17 protein-coding genes and 1 tRNA gene are annotated in these 19,144 nt (G+C 53.3%); 6 read left to right on the top strand and 12 right to left on the bottom strand.

Going from position 1 to position 19,144, the window contains the following annotated elements; genetic code table 11:
- Nucleotides 1-13 precede the first annotated feature (13 nt).
- Nucleotides 14-880, top strand: coding sequence for a TIGR03943 family protein (locus tag NST84_RS10220; protein ID WP_342565472.1), 867 nt, complete (start codon nt 14-16; stop codon nt 878-880).
- A gap of 7 nt (nt 881-887) precedes the next feature.
- Here NST84_RS10220 and NST84_RS10215 read toward each other — a convergent pair whose 3' ends face one another.
- The 4 genes from NST84_RS10215 to NST84_RS10200 all read right to left on the bottom strand — a co-directional run bounded on the left by NST84_RS10215 (nt 888) and on the right by NST84_RS10200 (nt 4,664).
- Nucleotides 888-1,286: a NusG domain II-containing protein gene (locus tag NST84_RS10215; RefSeq protein ID WP_342565471.1), complete on the bottom strand. Its 399-nt coding sequence runs from the start codon at nt 1,284-1,286 to the stop codon at nt 888-890.
- Between the two features lie 85 nt (nt 1,287-1,371).
- Nucleotides 1,372-1,560, bottom strand: coding sequence for a hypothetical protein (locus NST84_RS10210; RefSeq protein ID WP_342565470.1), 189 nt, complete (start codon nt 1,558-1,560; stop codon nt 1,372-1,374).
- A 24-nt stretch (nt 1,561-1,584) separates the two neighbouring features.
- Nucleotides 1,585-4,353: a PAS domain S-box protein gene (locus NST84_RS10205; RefSeq protein ID WP_342565469.1), complete on the bottom strand. Its 2,769-nt coding sequence runs from the start codon at nt 4,351-4,353 to the stop codon at nt 1,585-1,587.
- A 227-nt stretch (nt 4,354-4,580) separates the two neighbouring features.
- A tRNA-Leu gene (locus NST84_RS10200) sits at nt 4,581-4,664 on the bottom strand.
- Between the two features lie 204 nt (nt 4,665-4,868).
- On the opposite strand from NST84_RS10200, the gene NST84_RS10195 reads away from it, so the two are divergent.
- From NST84_RS10195 to NST84_RS10185, 3 genes are all read left to right on the top strand, one after another.
- On the top strand, nt 4,869-5,336 hold the full coding sequence (locus NST84_RS10195) for an Lrp/AsnC family transcriptional regulator (protein WP_342565468.1): 468 nt from the start codon (nt 4,869-4,871) through the stop codon (nt 5,334-5,336).
- The gene (locus tag NST84_RS10190; RefSeq protein WP_342565467.1) at nt 5,333-5,938 is read left to right on the top strand and encodes a LysE family transporter; all 606 of its coding nucleotides are present in this window, start codon (nt 5,333-5,335) and stop codon (nt 5,936-5,938) included. The genes NST84_RS10195 and NST84_RS10190 overlap by 4 nt, the downstream gene beginning before the upstream one ends.
- Nucleotides 5,939-6,037: 99 nt before the next feature.
- Nucleotides 6,038-6,796, top strand: coding sequence for a methyltransferase domain-containing protein (locus NST84_RS10185; protein WP_342565466.1), 759 nt, complete (start codon nt 6,038-6,040; stop codon nt 6,794-6,796).
- Between the two features lie 67 nt (nt 6,797-6,863).
- Here NST84_RS10185 and NST84_RS10180 read toward each other — a convergent pair whose 3' ends face one another.
- Nucleotides 6,864-8,096: an MFS transporter gene (locus tag NST84_RS10180; protein WP_342565465.1), complete on the bottom strand. Its 1,233-nt coding sequence runs from the start codon at nt 8,094-8,096 to the stop codon at nt 6,864-6,866.
- A 202-nt stretch (nt 8,097-8,298) separates the two neighbouring features.
- The gene (locus tag NST84_RS10175; RefSeq protein WP_342565464.1) at nt 8,299-8,400 is read right to left on the bottom strand and encodes a YjcZ family sporulation protein; all 102 of its coding nucleotides are present in this window, start codon (nt 8,398-8,400) and stop codon (nt 8,299-8,301) included.
- A gap of 207 nt (nt 8,401-8,607) precedes the next feature.
- Here NST84_RS10175 and NST84_RS10170 point away from each other — a divergent pair, with 207 nt between their 5' ends.
- Nucleotides 8,608-10,323: an ABC transporter ATP-binding protein gene (locus tag NST84_RS10170; RefSeq protein ID WP_342566391.1), complete on the top strand. Its 1,716-nt coding sequence runs from the start codon at nt 8,608-8,610 to the stop codon at nt 10,321-10,323.
- Between the two features lie 644 nt (nt 10,324-10,967).
- On the opposite strand, the gene NST84_RS10165 is transcribed toward NST84_RS10170, so the two are convergent.
- From NST84_RS10165 to NST84_RS10145, 5 genes are all read right to left on the bottom strand, one after another.
- On the bottom strand, nt 10,968-11,840 hold the full coding sequence (locus NST84_RS10165) for an IS3 family transposase (protein WP_342566390.1): 873 nt from the start codon (nt 11,838-11,840) through the stop codon (nt 10,968-10,970).
- Between the two features lie 11 nt (nt 11,841-11,851).
- Nucleotides 11,852-12,145, bottom strand: coding sequence for a transposase (locus NST84_RS10160; RefSeq protein ID WP_342561736.1), 294 nt, complete (start codon nt 12,143-12,145; stop codon nt 11,852-11,854).
- Between the two features lie 302 nt (nt 12,146-12,447).
- Nucleotides 12,448-13,746, bottom strand: a complete 1,299-nt coding sequence (locus tag NST84_RS10155; RefSeq protein ID WP_342565463.1) for a M20 family metallopeptidase — start codon at nt 13,744-13,746, stop codon at nt 12,448-12,450.
- A gap of 247 nt (nt 13,747-13,993) precedes the next feature.
- On the bottom strand, nt 13,994-15,439 hold the full coding sequence (locus tag NST84_RS10150) for a DEAD/DEAH box helicase (protein ID WP_342565462.1): 1,446 nt from the start codon (nt 15,437-15,439) through the stop codon (nt 13,994-13,996).
- A 33-nt stretch (nt 15,440-15,472) separates the two neighbouring features.
- Nucleotides 15,473-16,135, bottom strand: a complete 663-nt coding sequence (locus tag NST84_RS10145; RefSeq protein WP_342565461.1) for an HD domain-containing protein — start codon at nt 16,133-16,135, stop codon at nt 15,473-15,475.
- A gap of 308 nt (nt 16,136-16,443) precedes the next feature.
- Here NST84_RS10145 and NST84_RS10140 point away from each other — a divergent pair, with 308 nt between their 5' ends.
- Nucleotides 16,444-17,760, top strand: a complete 1,317-nt coding sequence (locus tag NST84_RS10140; protein WP_342565460.1) for a histidine--tRNA ligase — start codon at nt 16,444-16,446, stop codon at nt 17,758-17,760.
- Nucleotides 17,761-17,815: 55 nt separating this feature from the next.
- On the opposite strand, the gene NST84_RS10135 is transcribed toward NST84_RS10140, so the two are convergent.
- Nucleotides 17,816-19,063 carry an AraC family transcriptional regulator gene (locus tag NST84_RS10135; RefSeq protein WP_342565459.1) on the bottom strand — a complete coding sequence of 416 codons (1,248 nt, stop codon included), beginning with the start codon at nt 19,061-19,063 and terminating at the stop codon, nt 17,816-17,818.
- Between the last annotated feature and the right edge of the window lie 81 nt (nt 19,064-19,144).

The following is a 19,144-nucleotide window of genomic DNA, read 5'->3' as shown; positions in this document are numbered from 1 at the left end:
CTAGGAGGTTTCTATGAATGACCCGCGAAGCATCCGTGCGCATTACCTGCTCCGGGCGGCCCTGCTGCTCGGCTTTGCGCTGTATATCGCCCATTTGAGCCAGCAGGATGCGCTGCATTATTATGTTGCCCCCAAGCTGGCCCGCTGGATTTCGCTCTGTCCGGTACCGCTGGCGCTGATGGCCGCAAGTCTGGGGTTACAAGCCCTGTTCGGCAAAAGCAGCACACTCTGCGACTGTGAACATCAGCTGCCCCGGTCGGTGCTCAGGAGTACCGCCTTATACGGCCTGTTCCTGCTGCCGCTCCTGCTCGGCTTTGTACTGCCCGACCGGGCGCTTGGCACTGCTGCCGCAGCACGAAAAGGCGTCTCGCTCACCTATATTTCGCCCGAGGAAGGCCGGGAAGAGCGGTTTGCCGCCTCCAGCCCCTATCAGGAGGAATTTGCCAAGCTGGCGGAAAAACTGGATAAACAGCCTGTAATTACGGTGCATCCTGAGATCTTTTCCGAAACCTTCGGGGCAATCGACCTGTACAAAAAGCAGTTTGAGGGCAAAGAAGTTTCCGTCTCCGGATTTCTGTATAGGGAGCAGGGGGCAAACGGTGATTCTTTGGCCGTAAGCCGTTTTCTGGTGCAGTGCTGCACGGCAGACGCAACGCCATTCGGTATCCTGCTTGATCCCGGAACGCAAATAAGCCTGCCCGCAGACACCTGGATTGAGGTGCGGGGCAAGCTTCATACAGCAGAATTTCAGGGGAAAGCCGTTGTTCAGATTATTCCCGAAACCATAACTCCGGTTCCGCAGCCGGTGACGCCTTATGTATATTCCAATGCCGATTCCGTAGCCGCCTGGGATCAGCTCACAGACAGTCCGGATGAATAAATAGACGCTAAATAACAGCGTCCAGCTCCTCGTCATTATCGATAGAGGAATCAGGATTAACAACCTCTACCATCAGCCTGGCCGGAAGGCAGATAATCTGCTGTTTCGGCCTGGAGATGAAGCCCATGTCAAGCGCAATACTTAGCGGGGCATCGGAATAGGTCATCTGAATGCCATAGTCGTATACCTTGAGGATGTTATGGCCGTATTTGGTCTGAATATCAATGACCTGCTCTTCCTTGGTCAGCGTGACAGTCTGATAGGCTTTACCGTTGACTGTAATCACAGCCTGTAAATCCCCCTGCTCATACTTCTCACCCCGGGTATCCAGCCATTTAGCCCCACAGATTCCGCCAGCCAGCAGCAGAACCACTACAATTACTATAAAATCTCCGCGTTTCATCATATCCGGTGGTGTAATCCTCTCGCTGCCTGTATTTTATGCGTAAAAGTTACGAATAATATTAATATAGCCAGCCAAGAAAAGATTGTCAATGCTTTCGGTAACGCCTGCGCACCAGCAGCAGTCCGAGCGTAAGCAGGACATAGATCAGCAGCACCGTCATCAGTGTCACCACCCGTTCAGCTGCCGTTCCATCCGCGAATAGCACCGGCCCCATTCCAAAAAAGGTCACCAGCACGTACGCTGCAGCAAACAGCAAATACAGGAGTCCTTTCATTCCCGCAACCTCCCTCGGACGCCGTTATTCCAGTTTACGGAGCTGGGCCGACCATTCTCTTAATATCTTGTCCAGTTCCTCGGTACGGATGGGCTTGGAGATGAAATCCTGCATACCAGCTCTCAGGCACATCTCCTTGTCTTCCTTCTGTGCGAAAGCAGTGGCGGCAACAATAACCGGGTACAGCCCGTGCTCCTCCCGTATCCGCATTGTAGCTTCAATCCCGTCCATCAGCGGCATCTGGATATCCATAAAGATCAGGTCATAATGGCGCAAACGTACCGCCTCCACTGCCTGCTGTCCGTTCAGGGCCGTATCAGCAGTATATCCCCGCTTCTTGAGGTACGCCTGCAGGATCTGCAGGTTGACCGGATGATCTTCAGCAATCAGAATGGACAGCGGGCCAAATTCACCGAACGAGTACTCACTGCGCCTGTTCTGTACTGTAACCTGCTTATCCCCTTCACCTGCCGTTAAGGTCTCCCGGGCATAATCCTCCCGCGGAATCAGGGCTTCAATGGTAAAATTGAACTCCGCCCCTTCCCCTTCCCGGCTGTCCACACCGATTACCCCGCCCAGCAGCTCGACCAGCTTCTTGCTGATCGCAAGCCCCAGTCCGGTACCGCCGTACTTGCGGTTAATTGAAGGATGCAGCTGGGAAAAGGATTGGAACAGCAGCCCCTGGCTGGCTGGCGCAATGCCGATCCCGGTATCCTTTACCGTAAATTTGAGGATAACCGTTCCGTTCTCAGAAACCGCCTCCAGCTGAGCCGTCATGCTGACCGTTCCTTCATCAGTGAATTTAACGGCATTGCCGGCCAGATTAATCAGAATCTGACGCAGTCTGCCCTCATCTGTCACAAGCAGCGGCGGAAGCTGCGGATCAATCTCCATATGCAGGGCAAGCCCTTTTTCCTTCACCCGCGGATAAAAGATTTCAGTTACATTAGCCATCACCTGCCGGAGATCAACCGCCTGCAGATCCACCGTCATCATGCCGGCCTCAACTTTGCTGAAATCCAGCACTTCATTAAGGATATGCAGCAGCGATGCACTGCTCTTGTTGATAATCTGCGCATAGTACTGCTGCTCCTCACTAAGCTCGGTAGTGGTGAGCAGATCCGTCATCCCGATAATCCCGTTCATCGGCGTGCGCAGCTCATGGCTCATAATCGCCAGAAACTCCGACTTCGCCCGGTCCGCCTGTTCGGCCGACTCTTTGGCCCGCACAATCGCTTTTTCCTCCGTAATATCGCGGAATACAACAACAACGCCCTTCTGCTCCCCGTTGTCAAACAGCGGAGTTATCCGGTACCTGACCAGGAAGCTGGAGCCGTCCAGACGCCAGAATACTCCTTCCTTCTCCTCATAGGACAGATGCTCTGCGAACCATTCCGGCAGCGTCATGCCGCCTCCCGGATAAGGCTCACCGTCCAGCCACGTCTGCTGTATGGCATGCAGCTCGATGCCCCCGCCCGGCTGGCTGTCATAACCCAGCATGACGGAGGCGGCCGGATTAATAAACACCGTCTCTCCTTCGAGGCTTATGCCAAATATCCCTTCAGTAACAGAGTTCAAAATCAGTGAGTGCTCATAGCTGAGCTTCTCAATCTGCTCCAGATGGCGTTTCCGCTCAGTGATATCCTCCATCATCTTCAGCTCATATTGCTTACGCTCCGAGACATCCCGGGTTACACCGATAATTTCCGGATTCTCGCCGAAACCGTAAGTGATATGGCGCAGCGTCGTTTCTGACCACAGATAGGTGCCGTCCTTGCACAAAAAGCGGAACACGATCGGCTCCAGCTTCAGCCCGCTCATTCCGTCAAGGATGTACTGCTGGACTCTCGCCTTATCCTCAGGATGGACATAACCCATCCCTTTCGTTCCGACCATTTCCTCAGGTGTATAGCCGAACATCTGCCGGCAGACCGCAGAGGCATACAGATACGTCGCATCCTTATCCGTTGCATTGCGCGAAATGAAATCCTGGGAATTCTCCGAGATCAGCCGGTAATTCCGTTCACTCTCGCGCAGCTGCTCCTCGATTATCCGGCGGGCAGTAATATCTCTGGCTACGGTAAGCACCTGCTCCACTTCACCCTGCGAATTCCGCATAATCTGAAACGAGCTTTCAATCCACAGATAATTACCGTTTTTGTGGCGCACTCTCCTGGTGAACACATCATTGTCGGAAAAGAGCTTACCGGGCTCCCTCATCTCACTGGCGTCTTTTTCATGATAATATTCAAGTCTTTTCTTACCGATCATTTCCTTGGCGGGATAGCCCAGCATTTTTTCCACAGAAGGGGATACATACACAATGGTTCCTTCGGGATCGGCCAATGAGATCATATCCGGCGTGTTCCGGGTGATCAGATTATAGAGGTTATATTCCTCGCGCACCCTTTGCTCCGCCTGCTTGCGTTCTGTGATATCCTGCAGTTCCGCAATCATATACTCCGGAGTGCCTGCAGCCTCATCAAAAGTCAGAAACAGGTGCAGCGCCGCCCAGAATATTTCGCCACTTTTGCGGATAAACCGTTCTTCGCTGTCCACAGACGCACCGGGACTCTGCAGCAGGAGCTTCATCACCCGTTCCTGGTCTGCCTGGTCTTTCGCCTCCACACAGGTTATGTCCAGATACCCGAGGCTCAAAAACTCCTCTTCACTGTAACCGAACATACCGCATAAGGCCGGATTCGCGAGCTCTATCATTCCGTTCTTGAGAGAAACGACTGCAAAACCGGTGGAAGACCGCATATATAGGGTTTTATAAAGGGAATCAGACAAGGATGTTGCCTCCTCTGGAAAATTCGGGGGTCATAGCTCTTTCATAGTATACCTTTTTTTCGGCTGATTTGCCGCGAATCTGAAGCCATTGGGCAGAACGGGCCCGCTGCTTACACAAAATCCCTCAATCACTGACGTGACTGAGGGATTAAGAGCAGGTAAAGGTATTTAAGCGCAGTTAAAAAACGAAAAAACCCTTCTTGCGAAGGGTTTTCTGATAAAGAGAATGCGGTCGAGAGGACTCGAACCTCCACGATATTGCTACCACACGGACCTGAACCGTGCGCGTCTGCCAATTCCGCCACGACCGCATATTATGTATCTCAGTGATTCAATCACCGTAATTAAGAATATACACTCTTCAGAGATGAAATGCAAGAGTTTTTCACAAAAAATATTAATAAGTTTAATAAAAGCGCCTGAGTGATAATTATCATTTTAAGTATCAGGCTATTGTTTTATTTATATTGTAAGGTTATATTAAATAAACACTTTATATATTAAGGATGATATTAATGGATGCTTTGGATAAAAAGATAGTCAACACCCTTATCGCTAATGGAAGAGTAACCTGGTCTGAACTGGCCGGGGCGCTCGGTTTGTCATCCCCCGCCGCTGCTGACCGGGTAAGACGGCTGGAGGAGCAGGGAATAATCAAAGGCTACACAGCTCTGATTGATGCAGAATCGACAGGCTACAGCCTGGCGGCACTCGTCGCCGTCTCCCTTGAGCGTCCGTCACACCGGGAGGCTTTTCTTACACTCGTACAGAAGCTCCCGGAAATTCAGGAATGTCATCATACAGCAGGTGATGATGATTATATCCTGAAAATCCGCTGCAGGGGAACACGGGACCTGGACCGGATTATCAGTGAGGAGCTCAAGGGACTGCCGGGTATTGTACGCACGCGGACGACCATTATTCTGGGGACCGTCAAGGAGACACCCAATGTTGTCCTGCCGTTTGGAGAAGGTGAAACATGATCCTCTGGTCTGCACTGCTGAGCGGCCTGGGCTTCGGCTTCATTGTTGCAGCGCCGGTGGGACCGATGTCACTGCTCTGCATGAACCGGACCCTGCGGCAGGGTCTGAGCGCCGGCCTGGCTACAGGAGCAGGAATTGCCCTGGCCGACGCCTTTTATGCACTGGTAACAGTAACAGGCTTCAAGGCGGTAAGTGCGTTTACAGCCGGATTCGCCTTACCATTGAAGCTGCTCGGCTCTCTGTTCATCGCTTATCTGGGTATCAGCGCCTGGCGGGCAGCGGGAGCCGATGCTATGCCGGAGACAGTCCGCAGCAGCAGGCTGTACAGCCTGCTCTCTTCTTTTCTTCTGACACTGGCCAATCCGGCAACAGTCCTGGGCTTCATGGCGCTGGCTGCTTCCCTGGGCGGCAGAGCCGGAAGCTCCCTGCTTCTGCCTGCCGGCATAGCCCTCGGCTCTTTCTGCTGGTGGCTGCTCCTGACTTTAATCATAAGCTGGATCAGCAGCAGGCTTACGGAATCCTTTAGCCGAATCCTGAGCCGTACGTCTGCAGTCTTCCTCATCCTCTTCAGCATTTATGAACTGTGCACTGCACTTGTATAGGTAAAAACAATAAGTTTTATAATGTTTATATATTTTACTTATAACTATCCGGCGTGTTACAACGTTATTAACATTCGTAACCGAAAGGAGCTTTACCCCATGAACCAGAAATGGAATACAGGAACCTATGACACAGATATGGCCTTTGTCTCCCAGTACGGCGAATCGCTGATTGAACTGCTGAAGCCCGCGGCTGGTGAGTTCATCCTCGACTGGGGCTGCGGCACCGGAGATCTTGCGGCCGCTATCGCCAGCCGCGGCGCTGCAGTCACCGGCATTGATGCGTCGCCGGAAATGATCGCTGCAGCCAGGCTTAAGCATCCGCACCTTACATTTATTCTGGCCGACGGCCAGAGCTATACCGCCGAGCCGTCTGCCGATGCGGTGTTCAGCAACGCGGCGCTGCACTGGCTGACCGATGCCAGGGGCGCTGCGGCCAGCATTGCCGCAAGTCTGCGGACCGGCGGCCGCTTTGTTGCCGAGTTCGGCGGCAAGGACAACATCGCGTCGGTCGTCCACGGGCTGCCGCTCGCCTTCGCTGCGGCCGGATGCCAGGATAAGCTTGCGCTGCCCTGGTATTTCCCAGGCATCGCAGAGTACACCACTCTGCTTGAGCAGAGCGGGCTGTCAGCAAGCCTTGCGCTCTGCTATGACCGCCCCACTCCGCTGGCCGGCGGCGAGCAGGGTTTTGTCACCTGGCTGAACACTTTTGCGGACGGCATTCTAAGCGTACTTACTCCTGTGCAGCGCGGGCAGGTCCTGGCCTTTATGGAGCAGGAGCTGAGGCCGCAGCTGTTCCATGACGGTGTCTGGGTAATGGATTACCGGCGAATCCGGGTTGTTGCCGTGAAAAGATAAAAGAAGAGCACGCCGGAAGTTCGAATCCGGCGTGCTCTTCTTTTATCAGGGGTTGATTCAGCTACTTTTAGGAAGTCCGGCTCTCAACCACTTTATCCCGTCCTGCTCCCAGGCCTGCAGCAGACAGAAGCACTGCCGCAGCGGCCAGCAGGCCGAGCGGAACACTCCAGCTGTCTGTGGCATCATGGAGCAGCCCAAACAGTGCAGGTCCCATTGCTGCCAGCAGATAGCCGACAGACTGGGCCATCCCGGACAGCTCACTTGCCTCCTGGGCTGTGCGGGTCCGCAGGCTGAAGAACATCATAGCCAGTCCGAAAGCGAAGCCGCCGCCGATGCCGATACAGACTGCCCACAGCGCCATCCAGGCCGTGCTGCCCAGCCAGATGCCAAGGATGCCGATAAAGAACAGGATGGATGTGATCAGGACCAGACTGCGCTGGTTCTTCATCCGGCCGGCCAGCAGCGGTACAAAAAAGGTAAACGGCAGCTGGGCCAGCTGCATCAGAGACAAAATCCAGCCTGCATGGCTGGCCGACATGCCGCGTTCACCCAGAATTACCGAGAACCAGGAGATCAGCACATAATAAAGCAGGGATTGCAGCCCCATGAATAATGTGACCTGCCAGGCGAGCGGTGATTTCCAGACCTTTATCGAAGATTTGGCTGCGCCTCCCCCGTTACCCTGGACAAAGCCCTTTAATTGCGGAATCCAGAATGCAACAGCAAGCAAAGCGATGATAAACCAGAGCGACAACGTTCCGCGCCAGCCTAACCCGGCTTGTCCCGCAAGCGGCACGCTGAAGCCCGAGGCTGCCGCAGCGCACAGATTCATAGATACGGTATACATTCCGGTCATCAGACCGATCCGCAGCGGAAAGCTTCCCTTGATCAGTCCGGGAAGCAGCACGTTGCAGACGGCAATAGCCAGTCCGATCAGCGCGGTGCCTGTGAAAAAGGTAACGGCGCCCGAGGCAGAGCGGAGCAGAATGCCTCCGGCTAACGTCAGCATGGCCAGCAGCAGCACATTGCCCAGTCCAAATCGGCGGGCCAGCTGCGGCGCAAACGGCGACAGCAGGGCAAATGCAAGCAGCGGCAGCGTAGTGATAAATCCGGCCAGCGTATTGGACAGACCCAGATCGTCCCGGATCAGTCCGAGCAGCGGTCCGACAGAGGTGAACGGTGCCCGCAGGGCGGCAGCTACGAAAATGATGCCAAGCACCAGCATAAGCCCGCCGGAGCCGGCACGTGCACTGGACATCTCCTGCTTTCCGGTTGCCCTGTCTTGAGATCTTACAGTCATGATGTTCCTCCCGGCTGCAGTAGAAACAGCTGGCAAGCCTGGGCTTGTCAGCTGTTAGAACCCAATTTTCTTACACACATTGTTATATTATAACCTTGCCTGATTGTATTTGCATATGTTTTTGGATAACTGCCGGCGGGATATGTACAGAGCAAACCTGCCGGCTATACGGCCGGCAGGTTTAGCATGAGACCTTCTTCCGTTACACTAAAAAGGATTTAGAAATAATTACAAGCAGGATGAACAAAACCAGAATGGCACCGGTAGAAGTGAACGGGCTGTATCCGCCGATATTTTCGCTCATGTTAACCCCCCCTTTTTTGATGGAATACCCATAAAATATGTAAAGCTTATGAGCTTGGACTGGGTGAAGCGGCATAAAACTCTGATCAACTCCGGTATGACAAAGGTTGACAAATCCGGCTACCCTCTTTAGTATCCTAAGAATAAGGTAGTTGAGAATGACTCTCAACTAACAATACATACTATTACAGAAATGAGTGAACAAGAGATGTTGCGTCGTTTTTTCTCCTATTACCGGCCATACAAAGGGCTGTTTATTCTCGACTTCACCTGTGCGGTGGGCGCGGGGTTGCTGGAGCTCGCTTTTCCGGTGGCTGTGAATACATTTATTGATGATCTGCTGCCGGGCAAGGACTGGCCGCTGATTCTGCTGGCTTGTATAGCCTTGCTCGGGATTTATGCCCTGACGACTATTATGAACTACGTGGTTACCTACTGGGGCCATATGCTTGGGATCAACATTGAAACCAATATGCGCAAAAAAATGTTCGACCATATCCAGAAGCTCTCCTTCCGTTTCTTCGACAACAATAAAACCGGCCATCTGATCGGGCGGATTACCAATGACCTTAATGATATCGGCGAGGTGGCCCACCATGGTCCCGAGGATGTGTTCATCGCTGTCATGACGCTCATCGGTGCGTTTCTTCTCATGGCAGACCTGAATCTGCAGCTCGCGGTTATTACTTTCATTATTGTGCCGATTATGGCCTGGGTCATCATTTATTTCGGGCGCAACATGACTTCTACCTACCACAACCTTTTTGGCAATGTAGGTAATTTCAATGCCCGGATTGAGGATAATGTCGGCGGGATCCGTGTTGTGCAGTCCTTTGCCAATGAGGAGTATGAGAAGACGCTGTTTGCTGTAGAGAACCAGAATTTCCGCAAAACCAAGCTGATGGCTTACAAGCTGATGGCCAAAAGCTCCTCGGTCAGCTACATGATGACCCGTCTGATTACTGTTGTTGTAATGATCTGCGGTGCCTGGTTCTTTATCCAGGGGGAGCTGGAGATTGGTGAATTCGTCGCTTTCATTTTATTGTCCAATATCTTCTTCCGGCCGATCGAGAAGATCAATGCCGTTATCGAGAGTTATCCGAAGGGTATTGCCGGCTTCAAGCGTTATCTTGAAATTATTGATACAGAGCCGGACATCGCCGACAAGCCGGGGGCCGTTGATGCAAGCTCTCTGCGCGGCGATATTACCTTTAATAACGTAAGCTTCGGTTATGAGGCAGACCGGCCTGTGCTGAATCAGATCAGCCTGAAGGTCAATGCCGGGGAGACCATTGCTTTTGTCGGCCCTTCCGGTGCCGGGAAAACGACCATCTGCAGCCTGCTGCCCCGCTTCTATGATGTCACCGGCGGTGCCATCTCCGTTGACGGAACGGATATCCGTGATATAAAGCTGCATTCCCTGCGCAAGCAGATCGGGATCGTGCAGCAGGATGTATTCCTGTTCTCGGGTACCATCCGCGAAAACATTGCTTACGGCAAGCTCGATGCCCAGCTGGATGAGATCTGGACAGCCGCCAGACGCGCCCATCTGGAGGAACTGATCAACAGCCTGCCGGACGGCATGGATACCATTATCGGTGAACGCGGCGTGAAGCTGTCGGGCGGTCAAAAGCAGCGCCTGGCCATTGCCCGCATGTTTCTGAAGAACCCGCCGATTCTGATCCTGGACGAAGCTACCTCTGCGCTTGATACCGAGACAGAAGCAGCGATCCAGCAGTCCCTGGCTGAGCTGTCTGTCGGACGGACTACCCTGGTTATCGCCCACCGGCTGACCACGATCAAAAATGCCGACCGGATTATTGTCGTGAACGAGGACGGCATTTCCGAGGAAGGCCGCCACGAAGACCTGGTGAACGCTGGCGGTACTTACAGCCGCTTGTATCAGGCCCAGTACAACGCATAGGCTGAATAACCACATAGGTTAAAAAAAACAACCTTCCGCTCCCCGGCCTGCTGGCCGTCCGGCGGAAGGTTGTTTTGTTGTGGCGTGAAGCCTCCGGTGCACGAATGATAACCTGCGGGTGCAGGTATAAAAGGGCATAAGCGGCGACCGGATCGGCGTGTATCTTCATTCTGCTGCAGTTGTGCCTGCGCCGCTTGCAATAAATTAGTTACTTTAACTAACCCGGCTTTCTACACCTTCCCATTCAGCGGCTGTTCCTTTGCGGATCGGCGGTGTTACAATTTTGTTTACTGCTTGTGATTGTGCTCATTCCACTATTACTGCTAAGTTTGCTACTTCGGCTAACTATACTAGTACTACTGACACTATTAATACTGCTAAATCTGCTATTACTGCCACTCCAATCCTACTACTACGCGTACTATTGTAAGCCCCACCGGTCCAAAGCCCTCTGCAAACTAACAGCCAAGTCTTTCGGATTTCTAACGGACCCCAGTGACCTTATCCGACCAAAATAGCTTCATTTCCAATTCTAACGGACACCAGCGCCCTTATGTGGAGCAATTCCGGCAAAAAAGCTCCGTTTTGCGGCAAATAAGTGCATCTGTGTGCTTAAGTCAACAGAGTGGACACGGTAAAAAGGGTCAGTTGGCACGTTTAAGTGTGCTGTAATACTGTGACTCAAAGCGATCCGGGGAGAGATAACCTAGCTTACTGTGTATTCGTTTCCGGTTGTAAAAGAACTCAATATAACGGAACAGATGGTTTGCAGCTTCTTTCTGAGTTTGGAAGGTCGCCCTACGGTAAATCATTTCTCGCTTAAGAATGCTGTGGAACGATTCAATGCACGCATTGTCGTAGCAGTTTCCCCTGCGACTCATACTGCGAATCATATGGTACTCTTTTAACTTCTTGCGGTATTCTACGGAGGCGTACTGGCTTCCCCGGTCCGAATGGTGAATGACTCCCTTGTCCGGTTTCTGGGCTGCGTAGGCCTTGTCTAGCGCCGCAGAAACCAACTCTACTTTCATTCGGTTTCCGAGCTGCCAACCCACAATTTTACGCGTGTACAAGTCAAGAACACTCGCTAAATAGACCGTGCCTTGGCGCGTACGGATATAGGTAATATCTGTAACCCAAACTTGGTTAGGTTTTGTGCACACATCAAAATGTTGGTTTAGCCAATTCGGAGCAATGGGGGAGTCATGGTTTGAATCTGTGGTTTGGACTTTAAATCTTCCCATCGCCTGGGAGCGGAGCTCATGTGCCCGCATGAGTCTACCTACGGTTTTTTCACCAACCGAGAGTCCTTCTTCATGCAGTTTTCTGGTGATTTTTGGACTGCCATAAATCGCATCATTGTCATGAAAGTGGTACTTAATACGCTCGACCAGATAGTCTCGGCTCTGCTTCCGTTTACTAGGAGGGGCTGTCCGCCATTTGTAATATCCACTTCGGGATACACCGAGTACGCTGCACATCTTCTCGATCCGGAATGTTGAGCGGTGCTCCTCAATAAACTGAAATTTCAGCTCCGGTCTTTGCTGAAGATGTGCAACGCTTTTTTTAGGATAGCGACTTCCTCTTCGAGATCTTTGTTCTTTTGTTCTAGCGTTACAATCTGTTGTTCTTGAGTACGCAGCTTACCACTTCCTACAAACGGTTCATCGGGGAACTGCCGGTAGGTCATCATCCAGCTCTTGAGAGTCCCCTTGGGAATATTAAGTTCCAGGGCAATCTCGTCCATGGATTTTCTTTGTTCCTGGATATACTTCACCGTTTCTTCTTTGAACTGTTTGTTATATCGCTTCCGTTCCGCCACGGTTACCACCTCTTTTAGAGTTTATTCTATTATCTTGGGTTGGATTTACCGTGTCTACTTATTAGTCTAACTCACTGAGTCCGTTAGGTTTGCAGAGAGCTGATTTTTCGAAGAATAGCGTCATCTATGTCCGTTAGGATAGACAAATTCGAGGAGGACGATTTCGATGCGATGCTGCTACTGATGCTGCTGGGGCAGATGAAGATTCTGCTAAAGTGATAAACATACTGTTAATACCGCTTGCAGCATTCATCCCACTCCGGCAGCATATGCCTGCATAGTGGACGGCGTAGCCGAGGACTCTATTTTGCTACTCCAAGAAAACGAACCGCCAGCTCCCGATAAAAGCTGATCGATTCAAGATACGCTTCAATATCGATCCACTCATCAGGCTGATGGGCCAGTTTGGGATCTCCGGGTCCGTAGATCAGCACGGGCAGCTTGCCGTGATTATGGAGCACGGAAGCATCCGTGTAATACGACACTCCCTGCACAGCTGGAGTAGCTGGAACCCCTCCTGTTGTAGCGCTAACGTTCTCGTCTGCTCCTCCGCCCCTTTTAGCCACAACGTTCCCGTCCGCATGATCAGCAGCCACATTGGGGCCAGCAGCGATCGCCTCAACTCCTTGTGCAGCCGTCCTCCCCGGCCCGCCGGCAAGCTCAAGCGCAGTGCGGATCAGCTCCGCACCCGGATCGGTGTAGACCACACTCCGGTCCAGCAGCTCCAGCACCTCATAGCGGAAGCCGGCATTCAGTTGCATGCCATCAAGCCTGGCCGTGATTGCGGCCAGCAGTTCTCTGTGCTGCAGCGGCGGAACCGTCCGGATATCCACGTCGATGCTGCAGCGGTCAGCGATCACATTAGTCTGTACGCCGCCGGCGATGGTGTTGACGGAGAGGCTGCTTGATCCGAGAACGGGATCATGGGCCTGCCACTCCAGCGCATGCTGCTTGAGCAGCGTTATCACTTCCAGCATTCCCTCTACAGCGTTTAGCCCAAGCTGAGGCATCGAGCCGTGGGCGCTCCGCCCATGCAGCGTAATCCGCAGCCATAACGCCCCCTTATGGCCGATAGCAACCCGGCTGCCCGTCGGCTCGGCAATCACCAGGCCGTCCAGCTCCTCCAGGTTATGCTGCTCCGCATAGTGCCGGGCCCCGCAGCTGTCCACCTCTTCACCGGCTGTCGCCAGCACGATCAGATCCCCGCCAAGCCGGATACCCTCCTGCTGCAGGGATAAGGCTGCGAGCAGCATGGCTGCCAGCCCGCCTTTCATATCGGAGGTGCCACGGCCGTACATCCGGCCGTCCTCAATTACAGCACCATGCGGCGGGTATTTTCCCGCTTCGGCAGTCCATGGGCTGACGGTATCGAGATGTCCGCAGAACATCAGCTTCCGTTCCCCGCAGCCGGCAATCACCGCCTCAAGATTGCTGCGCCCCTGCCCGACAATGCTGACGCTGCTTTCCAGGCCTTCCCTGCGCAAATACTCCTGCAGCACCAGAGCTAATCGATGCTCATTCCCAGGCGGGTTACAGGTATCCACCTTAATCAGACTCTGCAAAAAGGGAACGGCAAATTCCCGGCTTCTCACATCTATCATTTTCCACAACCCCTTTGGCAGCATAATTTCAAATAATTATGTTGAAATGTACGCTATTCCGCCGCGGTTTGCAGCCCAAAATGTCACGTTGTTTTCAGCACACGGCAGCTTGATTGCTCTTTCAAAAAAAACAGCCCCGTTTCCCTGCAGAGTACAAGTCTCCACAGTGAAACGGGGCTGTCGCAGGATTTACGGACTGCAGCTAAACTTTGATTACGCTCCAGAGGCCGGTACCCGCTTAAACCTGCTATTTTTTCGCGATATGCACTTTAAGCAGCTTGCCTTTAATGGTCGTATCCTTCATCGCCTGCAGCACCATTGCGCCTTTGCCGTTCAGAATATCCACATAAGTTACGTTGTCCTGAATGGTAATTATCCCGATATCATCGGCAGTCATCCCCTCAAGCTTGGCAATCGTTCCGACAAAATCAACCGCACGCAGCTTCTTCTTTTTGCCGCCATTGAAATACAGCTTCATGATGTTCCGGTTCATCACCTCGGTTTTGCCGGCCTTGCGGACCTGCTGTTTACCGAGCTTTTGTTCAAAAGCCGGCTTGGCATAGGCTACGGCATCCTCCGAAGGAGCCTTCATCTGCGGAATTGCAAATCCGATGTAGCCTTCGATGTCCTTCACCCATTTATGCTCATTGGGCGTAACGAGCGTAATCGCTTTGCCGCTTTTGCCTGCGCGGGCGGTCCGGCCGGTGCGGTGTACGTAGCTCTCTTTTTCCATCGGGATATCGTAGTTGATGACATGGGTAATATTCTCGATATCAATGCCGCGGGCAGCTACATCTGTAGCAATCAGATAACGGAACTGGCCCCGCTTGAACGCGTTCATCACCTCAAACCGCTCGTCCTGCATCATCCCGCCGTGCAGCTTGTCCGCCGGCAGCTCCTGATCAGCCATCCCCCGGAACAGGTCATTTACCTGCTCCTGTGTCCGGCAAAAAATAATACAGCTGTCCGGGTTCTCCACCGTCAGCAGGTCCAGCAGCAGCCCGAACTTCGCCGCCTGTCTGACCTCAATCAGCGCATGCTCAATAGTAGCCGTCGTGATTCCGCTGGCTTCAATTTCAATATCCACCGGCTCGGTCATGTATTTGCGGCACAGATTCTTGATGGCTTCCGGCAAAGTGGCCGAGAACAGCATCGTAACCCGCTCCTTGGGCAGCTGCTTGATAATCTTCTCAATCTGCTCGACAAAGCCCATGCTGAGCATCTCATCCGCTTCGTCAATGACAAGCGTCCTGATCTTATTCAGCGGCAATGTGCCGCGCTCGATATGGTCGAACACACGTCCCGGCGTGCCTACGACGACATGTGTTTTTTGCGTCAGTTCAATCTTCTGCGGGGCGAACGGCTGCTTACCGAACAGGGCCACGGCCTTGATCCGTTTGAAGCGTCCGATGTTGGTAATATCCTCTTTAACCTGTGCGGCGAGCTCGCGTGTCGGTGTCAGTACAAGCACCTGCGGCTTATTCTCTGCCCAGTCCACTAGATCGCAGACAGGAATGCCGAACGAGGCGGTTTTACCGCTGCCGGTCTGTGACTTCACGATCAGATCCTGACCCTTAAGGGCAACAGGAATCACCTTGCTCTGCACTTCTGTCGGGCTCGAATAGCCCAGCACATCCAGCGCCTTGATGATTTCTTCATTTAACCCATAATCTCTAAACTGCAATTCGCTCATGTAGTTGTTCCTTCCATTGTAAGCCTTGTCCCATTATAACAGCTTCTCGCTGCCCTGGTTCCATTCCTTATAAAACTGATCGAGATACAGCAGCATAAAGTTATGCCGCTCTTCCGCCAGCTTGCGCCCGTACGGCGTGTTCATCAGATCCTTCAGCTTCAGCAGCTTCTCATAAAAATGATTAACGGCCGTCCCCTTGGAGTAGTCGCGGTATTCCTTCTTCAGCGATTCTTCCCGCGGAGCCTCCAGCGGATCGTAAACCGGACGGCCTTTGGCCCCCGAAAAAACCATCGTCCGCGCAATGCCGATTGCCCCCAGCGCATCCAGCCGGTCCGCATCCTGCACACACTGCCCCTCCAGCGTTGCCATCCCGGCTCCCCCGCCGCCGCTGAAGGACATTGTCCCGATGATCTGCATAATATGTCCGGTCTGCTCTGCATCCTCCAGATGAGCCTCCAGCCAGACCTGTACTTTGTCCAGCCCCGCTTCCTTGGAAGCATTCAGCTTCTCATCGGCTACGTCATGCAGCAGGGCTGCAACGGCGCAGATGAACACATCCGCCCCTTCCATACCGGCGATCAGTGCGGCAGTATTACGTACACGGTCCGTATGGAACCAGTCATGCCCCGTAGTATCCAGACTTAATTGCTCTTTGGCAAAATGCTCGGCTGCCTTTACGATTTGTACCTGATCCATTATTGCAATGCCTCATTTCCATTAGTCATTCTATACCGTCTGCAGCATTTGCCGCTTGCACCGCTCCGTATCATCCGCTATAATGTGCATTAATCAAAATCTGCAAGGGAGCTGATCACGGTGAACCTTATAAACAGCATTTCCATCATACAGAATCAGCTTCATCATCACAAGCAGCGTTAGCACACCTGAACATATTCAGGGAGGCTAACGCTATTCGCGTTTGACCTCCCTGCGGAATAGGAACGCGCAGGACCACGGGGTCCGGCGCGTTTTTTTATATTCCAAACTCGAGGGAGCTGCTAATTATGCAAAATATTAAAGGAACCTATGATTATTTCGGACGCGAACAGGCGGTAAGACAAAAGGTTCAGACGGTGCTGCGCGGGCTGTTTGAGCTGTATGATTTTGAACCGATGGAGACAGCCCTGCTGAATGAGCTGGAGCTGCTGACCTCCAAATATGCCGGCGGCGACGAAATTCTCCGTGAGATGTACCAGCTGGCCGACCAGGGCGGACGGAGACTGGGCCTGCGTTATGACCTGACCATTCCGTTTGCCAAAGTCATTGCGCTGAATCCCGGCATCGTATTTCCGTATAAGCGCTATGAAATGGGCAAGGTATTCCGGGACGGTCCAGTCAAAAAAGGCCGGCTGCGCGAGTTCCTGCAATGCGACGCCGATGTAGCCGGCATTGCAGGCCCGCAGGCCGAAGCCGAGCTGATGCAGCTGGCCGCGGAAGTCTTCCGCAGGCTTGATATCCCCATCGTTCTGAAATGGAATAACCGCCGGTTTCTGGGTGAAATTCTTGCCTCGGCTGGCGTTCCCGCAGAAGAAAGCCTGTCGGTGATGCTGACCCTCGACAAGCTGGCCAAAATCGGTCTGCCGGGTGTGCTGGCCGAGCTGCGCGGCAAGGGGCTGACCGAGCAGGCGGTGCTTGCCATAAGCAGGCTTTTGGAGACGGAAGTTCCGGATTTCAGCACTCTTACAGAGAGATATGGGCTCAGCGGCCAGCCGGGCGCACTTGAGGTTCAAGGACTACAGGAGCTGATTGAGGCCACGGGGCTCTCTACAGTATGTGTATTTGACCCGTTCCTCTCACGGGGCTTGTCGTTTTATACCGGAACGGTCTATGAAATTTTTGATGCCACCGGCAGCTATACCTCCAGCCTGGGCGGAGGCGGGCGGTATGATGACATTATCGGCAAGCTGATCGGACGGGACGATATCAATGTTCCTACAGTCGGCATATCCTTTGGCATGGAGTCGATTATGGCGTTGCTGAGTGAACGTCCGGTGCAGGAAGCGAGTTCAAGTGTGCTGCTGATTCCGATTGGCGGGACCATGCCCCAGGCACTGTCAGCTGCAGCCGTTCTGCGGAATGCAGGCATCCGCGTAAGTGTGGACACCGGTACACGCAAGCTCAAAAAAATACTGGCCGCCGCCTCCGCCAAAGGCATCCGCTTGTGCCTGCTGATGGGCGAAAGCGAAGCCGCGCTTGGTAAACTCCGGCTCAAAGACATGGTCCTGCAGACCGAGCGATTGGTTACTGCGGAGGAGGCTATAGAAATGATTAGGGATTGTTCGAAGCCGGAGGGTGCTATTCCCAGCCACTTTACCGATTAAGACCTCAAAAAAAGGCCGCATCTGTCATACCAGAGCGGCCTCTTTAATCTATCTGTTAATGGCTCTTCTGCAGCCGCTCGCGGAATTCCTTCGGGCTCTTGCCGCTGTATTTCTTGAATGCACTGACGAAATGGCTGAGGCTGGCATAGCCGACGAGCGGTGCAAGGTCTGTAAGCTTCAGCTTCTCATCCGGCAGCAGCTGCTCTGCTCTGCCCATCCTGATCTTGACGGTATAATCAGCAAACGGTATGCCAACGTGCTGTTTGAACTGCCTGGTCAGGCTGCCCTCCTCCACGCCGAAGAGCTGCGCCGCTGCCGCCGGCTGGAGCTCCCAGCCGTAATTCCGTTCTATATATTTACGGACGGCCTCGGCAAGACCTCTTTCCGGTGACTGGCGGGCCAGCTTCACTTCATCCATTACCAGCAGCCCCAGGGCAGACAGCTGCTCTGTCAGCTGTGCCGGAGAGGTACAGGCAGCAAGCATGGCATGGCTGTTCCACAGGTATTTACAGAGCGCAGTGCCTCTGAAAGCAAACTTTCCGGCGGCCACGGTGAGCAGCAGCTGGAGCCGTACCGCCTGATACAGCTGGGCGGCAGAGAGACCTGCTGAATGCTTTTCCGCTCCGAATAAGGCGGTCAGCTCCTGCTCAAAAGCAAAGGTGTCCGCAGTCTCAATAATCTGCAGCAGCCGGCGCTCTTCCTCCGGGGATAACCAGGTCATGACAGGCATTGCCGCATCTGCTTCCCCTGGCCCCATACCTGGCCGGCCATTCAAATCCAGATTACACAGGCAGGAAGCAAAGGCATTTCTCAGCCGTTTCAGCCCCTTGATCTCAAGTCCGGCTGCCACAGCCACAGTACAATCCTGTTCCACAGCGGCGTTCAGTTTCTGCTCCAGCTCTGTCAGAAAGCGCCCGGTCCGGTCGGCATGCCCGGAACCTTCCTTGAGAGGAATGACGAAGAAAACCTGCAGCGGATTAGCTTCATTTACGAACGGATAAATGTGCTTCCACCCGGCTGCCGCCTCCCGGCATACAAGCTGGAACCAGGTGCCTGCGGCAAGCTGCCGGCGCCTCACCGCAGGTGACACGCCTTCAGCCGGCAGCTTCAGCTCTGCTGCGGCAAACCGCAGCCTGAGCCCCTCAGCGGCAAGAGGAGCCAGCTTAAGCTGGCGCAGCCGTGTTCTGACATGATCCGTACCCGGCCAGTCTTCCCTGATCAATTGCAGGAGAAAGCTCTCCTGCAGCAGGCGCACTTGTCCGCTTGCCGGCAGCAGCTCCTCTTCTAACGAGATTTCAACCATCCCGTATCCCCCTTTATTTCAGCATGAAGCACTACACTTCACATCCACATTAATATTCTTACTATTATTATGGACCGAAAT

Origin of the sequence: Paenibacillus sp. FSL R7-0345 (genome assembly GCF_038595055.1) — a bacterium.
Lineage (GTDB): Bacteria > Bacillota > Bacilli > Paenibacillales > Paenibacillaceae > Paenibacillus_AQ.
This window is presented reverse-complemented; position numbering and strand designations above follow the sequence as displayed.

Excerpts from the sequence above, each read along its gene's own strand:
- NST84_RS10190 (WP_342565467.1), top strand. The coding sequence starts at position 5,333 with ATGATCCTCTGGTCTGCACTGCTGAGCGGCCTGGGCTTCGGCTTCATT.
- NST84_RS10150 (WP_342565462.1), bottom strand. The coding sequence starts at position 15,439 with ATGAGCGAATTGCAGTTTAGAGATTATGGGTTAAATGAAGAAATCATC.
- NST84_RS10210 (WP_342565470.1), bottom strand. The coding sequence starts at position 1,560 with ATGAAAGGACTCCTGTATTTGCTGTTTGCTGCAGCGTACGTGCTGGTG.
- NST84_RS10195 (WP_342565468.1), top strand. The coding sequence starts at position 4,869 with ATGGATGCTTTGGATAAAAAGATAGTCAACACCCTTATCGCTAATGGA.
- NST84_RS10170 (WP_342566391.1), top strand. The coding sequence starts at position 8,608 with ATGTTGCGTCGTTTTTTCTCCTATTACCGGCCATACAAAGGGCTGTTT.
- NST84_RS10175 (WP_342565464.1), bottom strand. The coding sequence starts at position 8,400 with ATGAGCGAAAATATCGGCGGATACAGCCCGTTCACTTCTACCGGTGCC.
- NST84_RS10135 (WP_342565459.1), bottom strand. The coding sequence starts at position 19,063 with ATGGTTGAAATCTCGTTAGAAGAGGAGCTGCTGCCGGCAAGCGGACAA.
- NST84_RS10155 (WP_342565463.1), bottom strand. The coding sequence starts at position 13,746 with ATGATAGATGTGAGAAGCCGGGAATTTGCCGTTCCCTTTTTGCAGAGT.
- NST84_RS10145 (WP_342565461.1), bottom strand. The coding sequence starts at position 16,135 with ATGGATCAGGTACAAATCGTAAAGGCAGCCGAGCATTTTGCCAAAGAG.
- NST84_RS10180 (WP_342565465.1), bottom strand. The coding sequence starts at position 8,096 with ATGACTGTAAGATCTCAAGACAGGGCAACCGGAAAGCAGGAGATGTCC.
- NST84_RS10220 (WP_342565472.1), top strand. The coding sequence starts at position 14 with ATGAATGACCCGCGAAGCATCCGTGCGCATTACCTGCTCCGGGCGGCC.
- NST84_RS10185 (WP_342565466.1), top strand. The coding sequence starts at position 6,038 with ATGAACCAGAAATGGAATACAGGAACCTATGACACAGATATGGCCTTT.
- NST84_RS10140 (WP_342565460.1), top strand. The coding sequence starts at position 16,444 with ATGCAAAATATTAAAGGAACCTATGATTATTTCGGACGCGAACAGGCG.
- NST84_RS10215 (WP_342565471.1), bottom strand. The coding sequence starts at position 1,286 with ATGATGAAACGCGGAGATTTTATAGTAATTGTAGTGGTTCTGCTGCTG.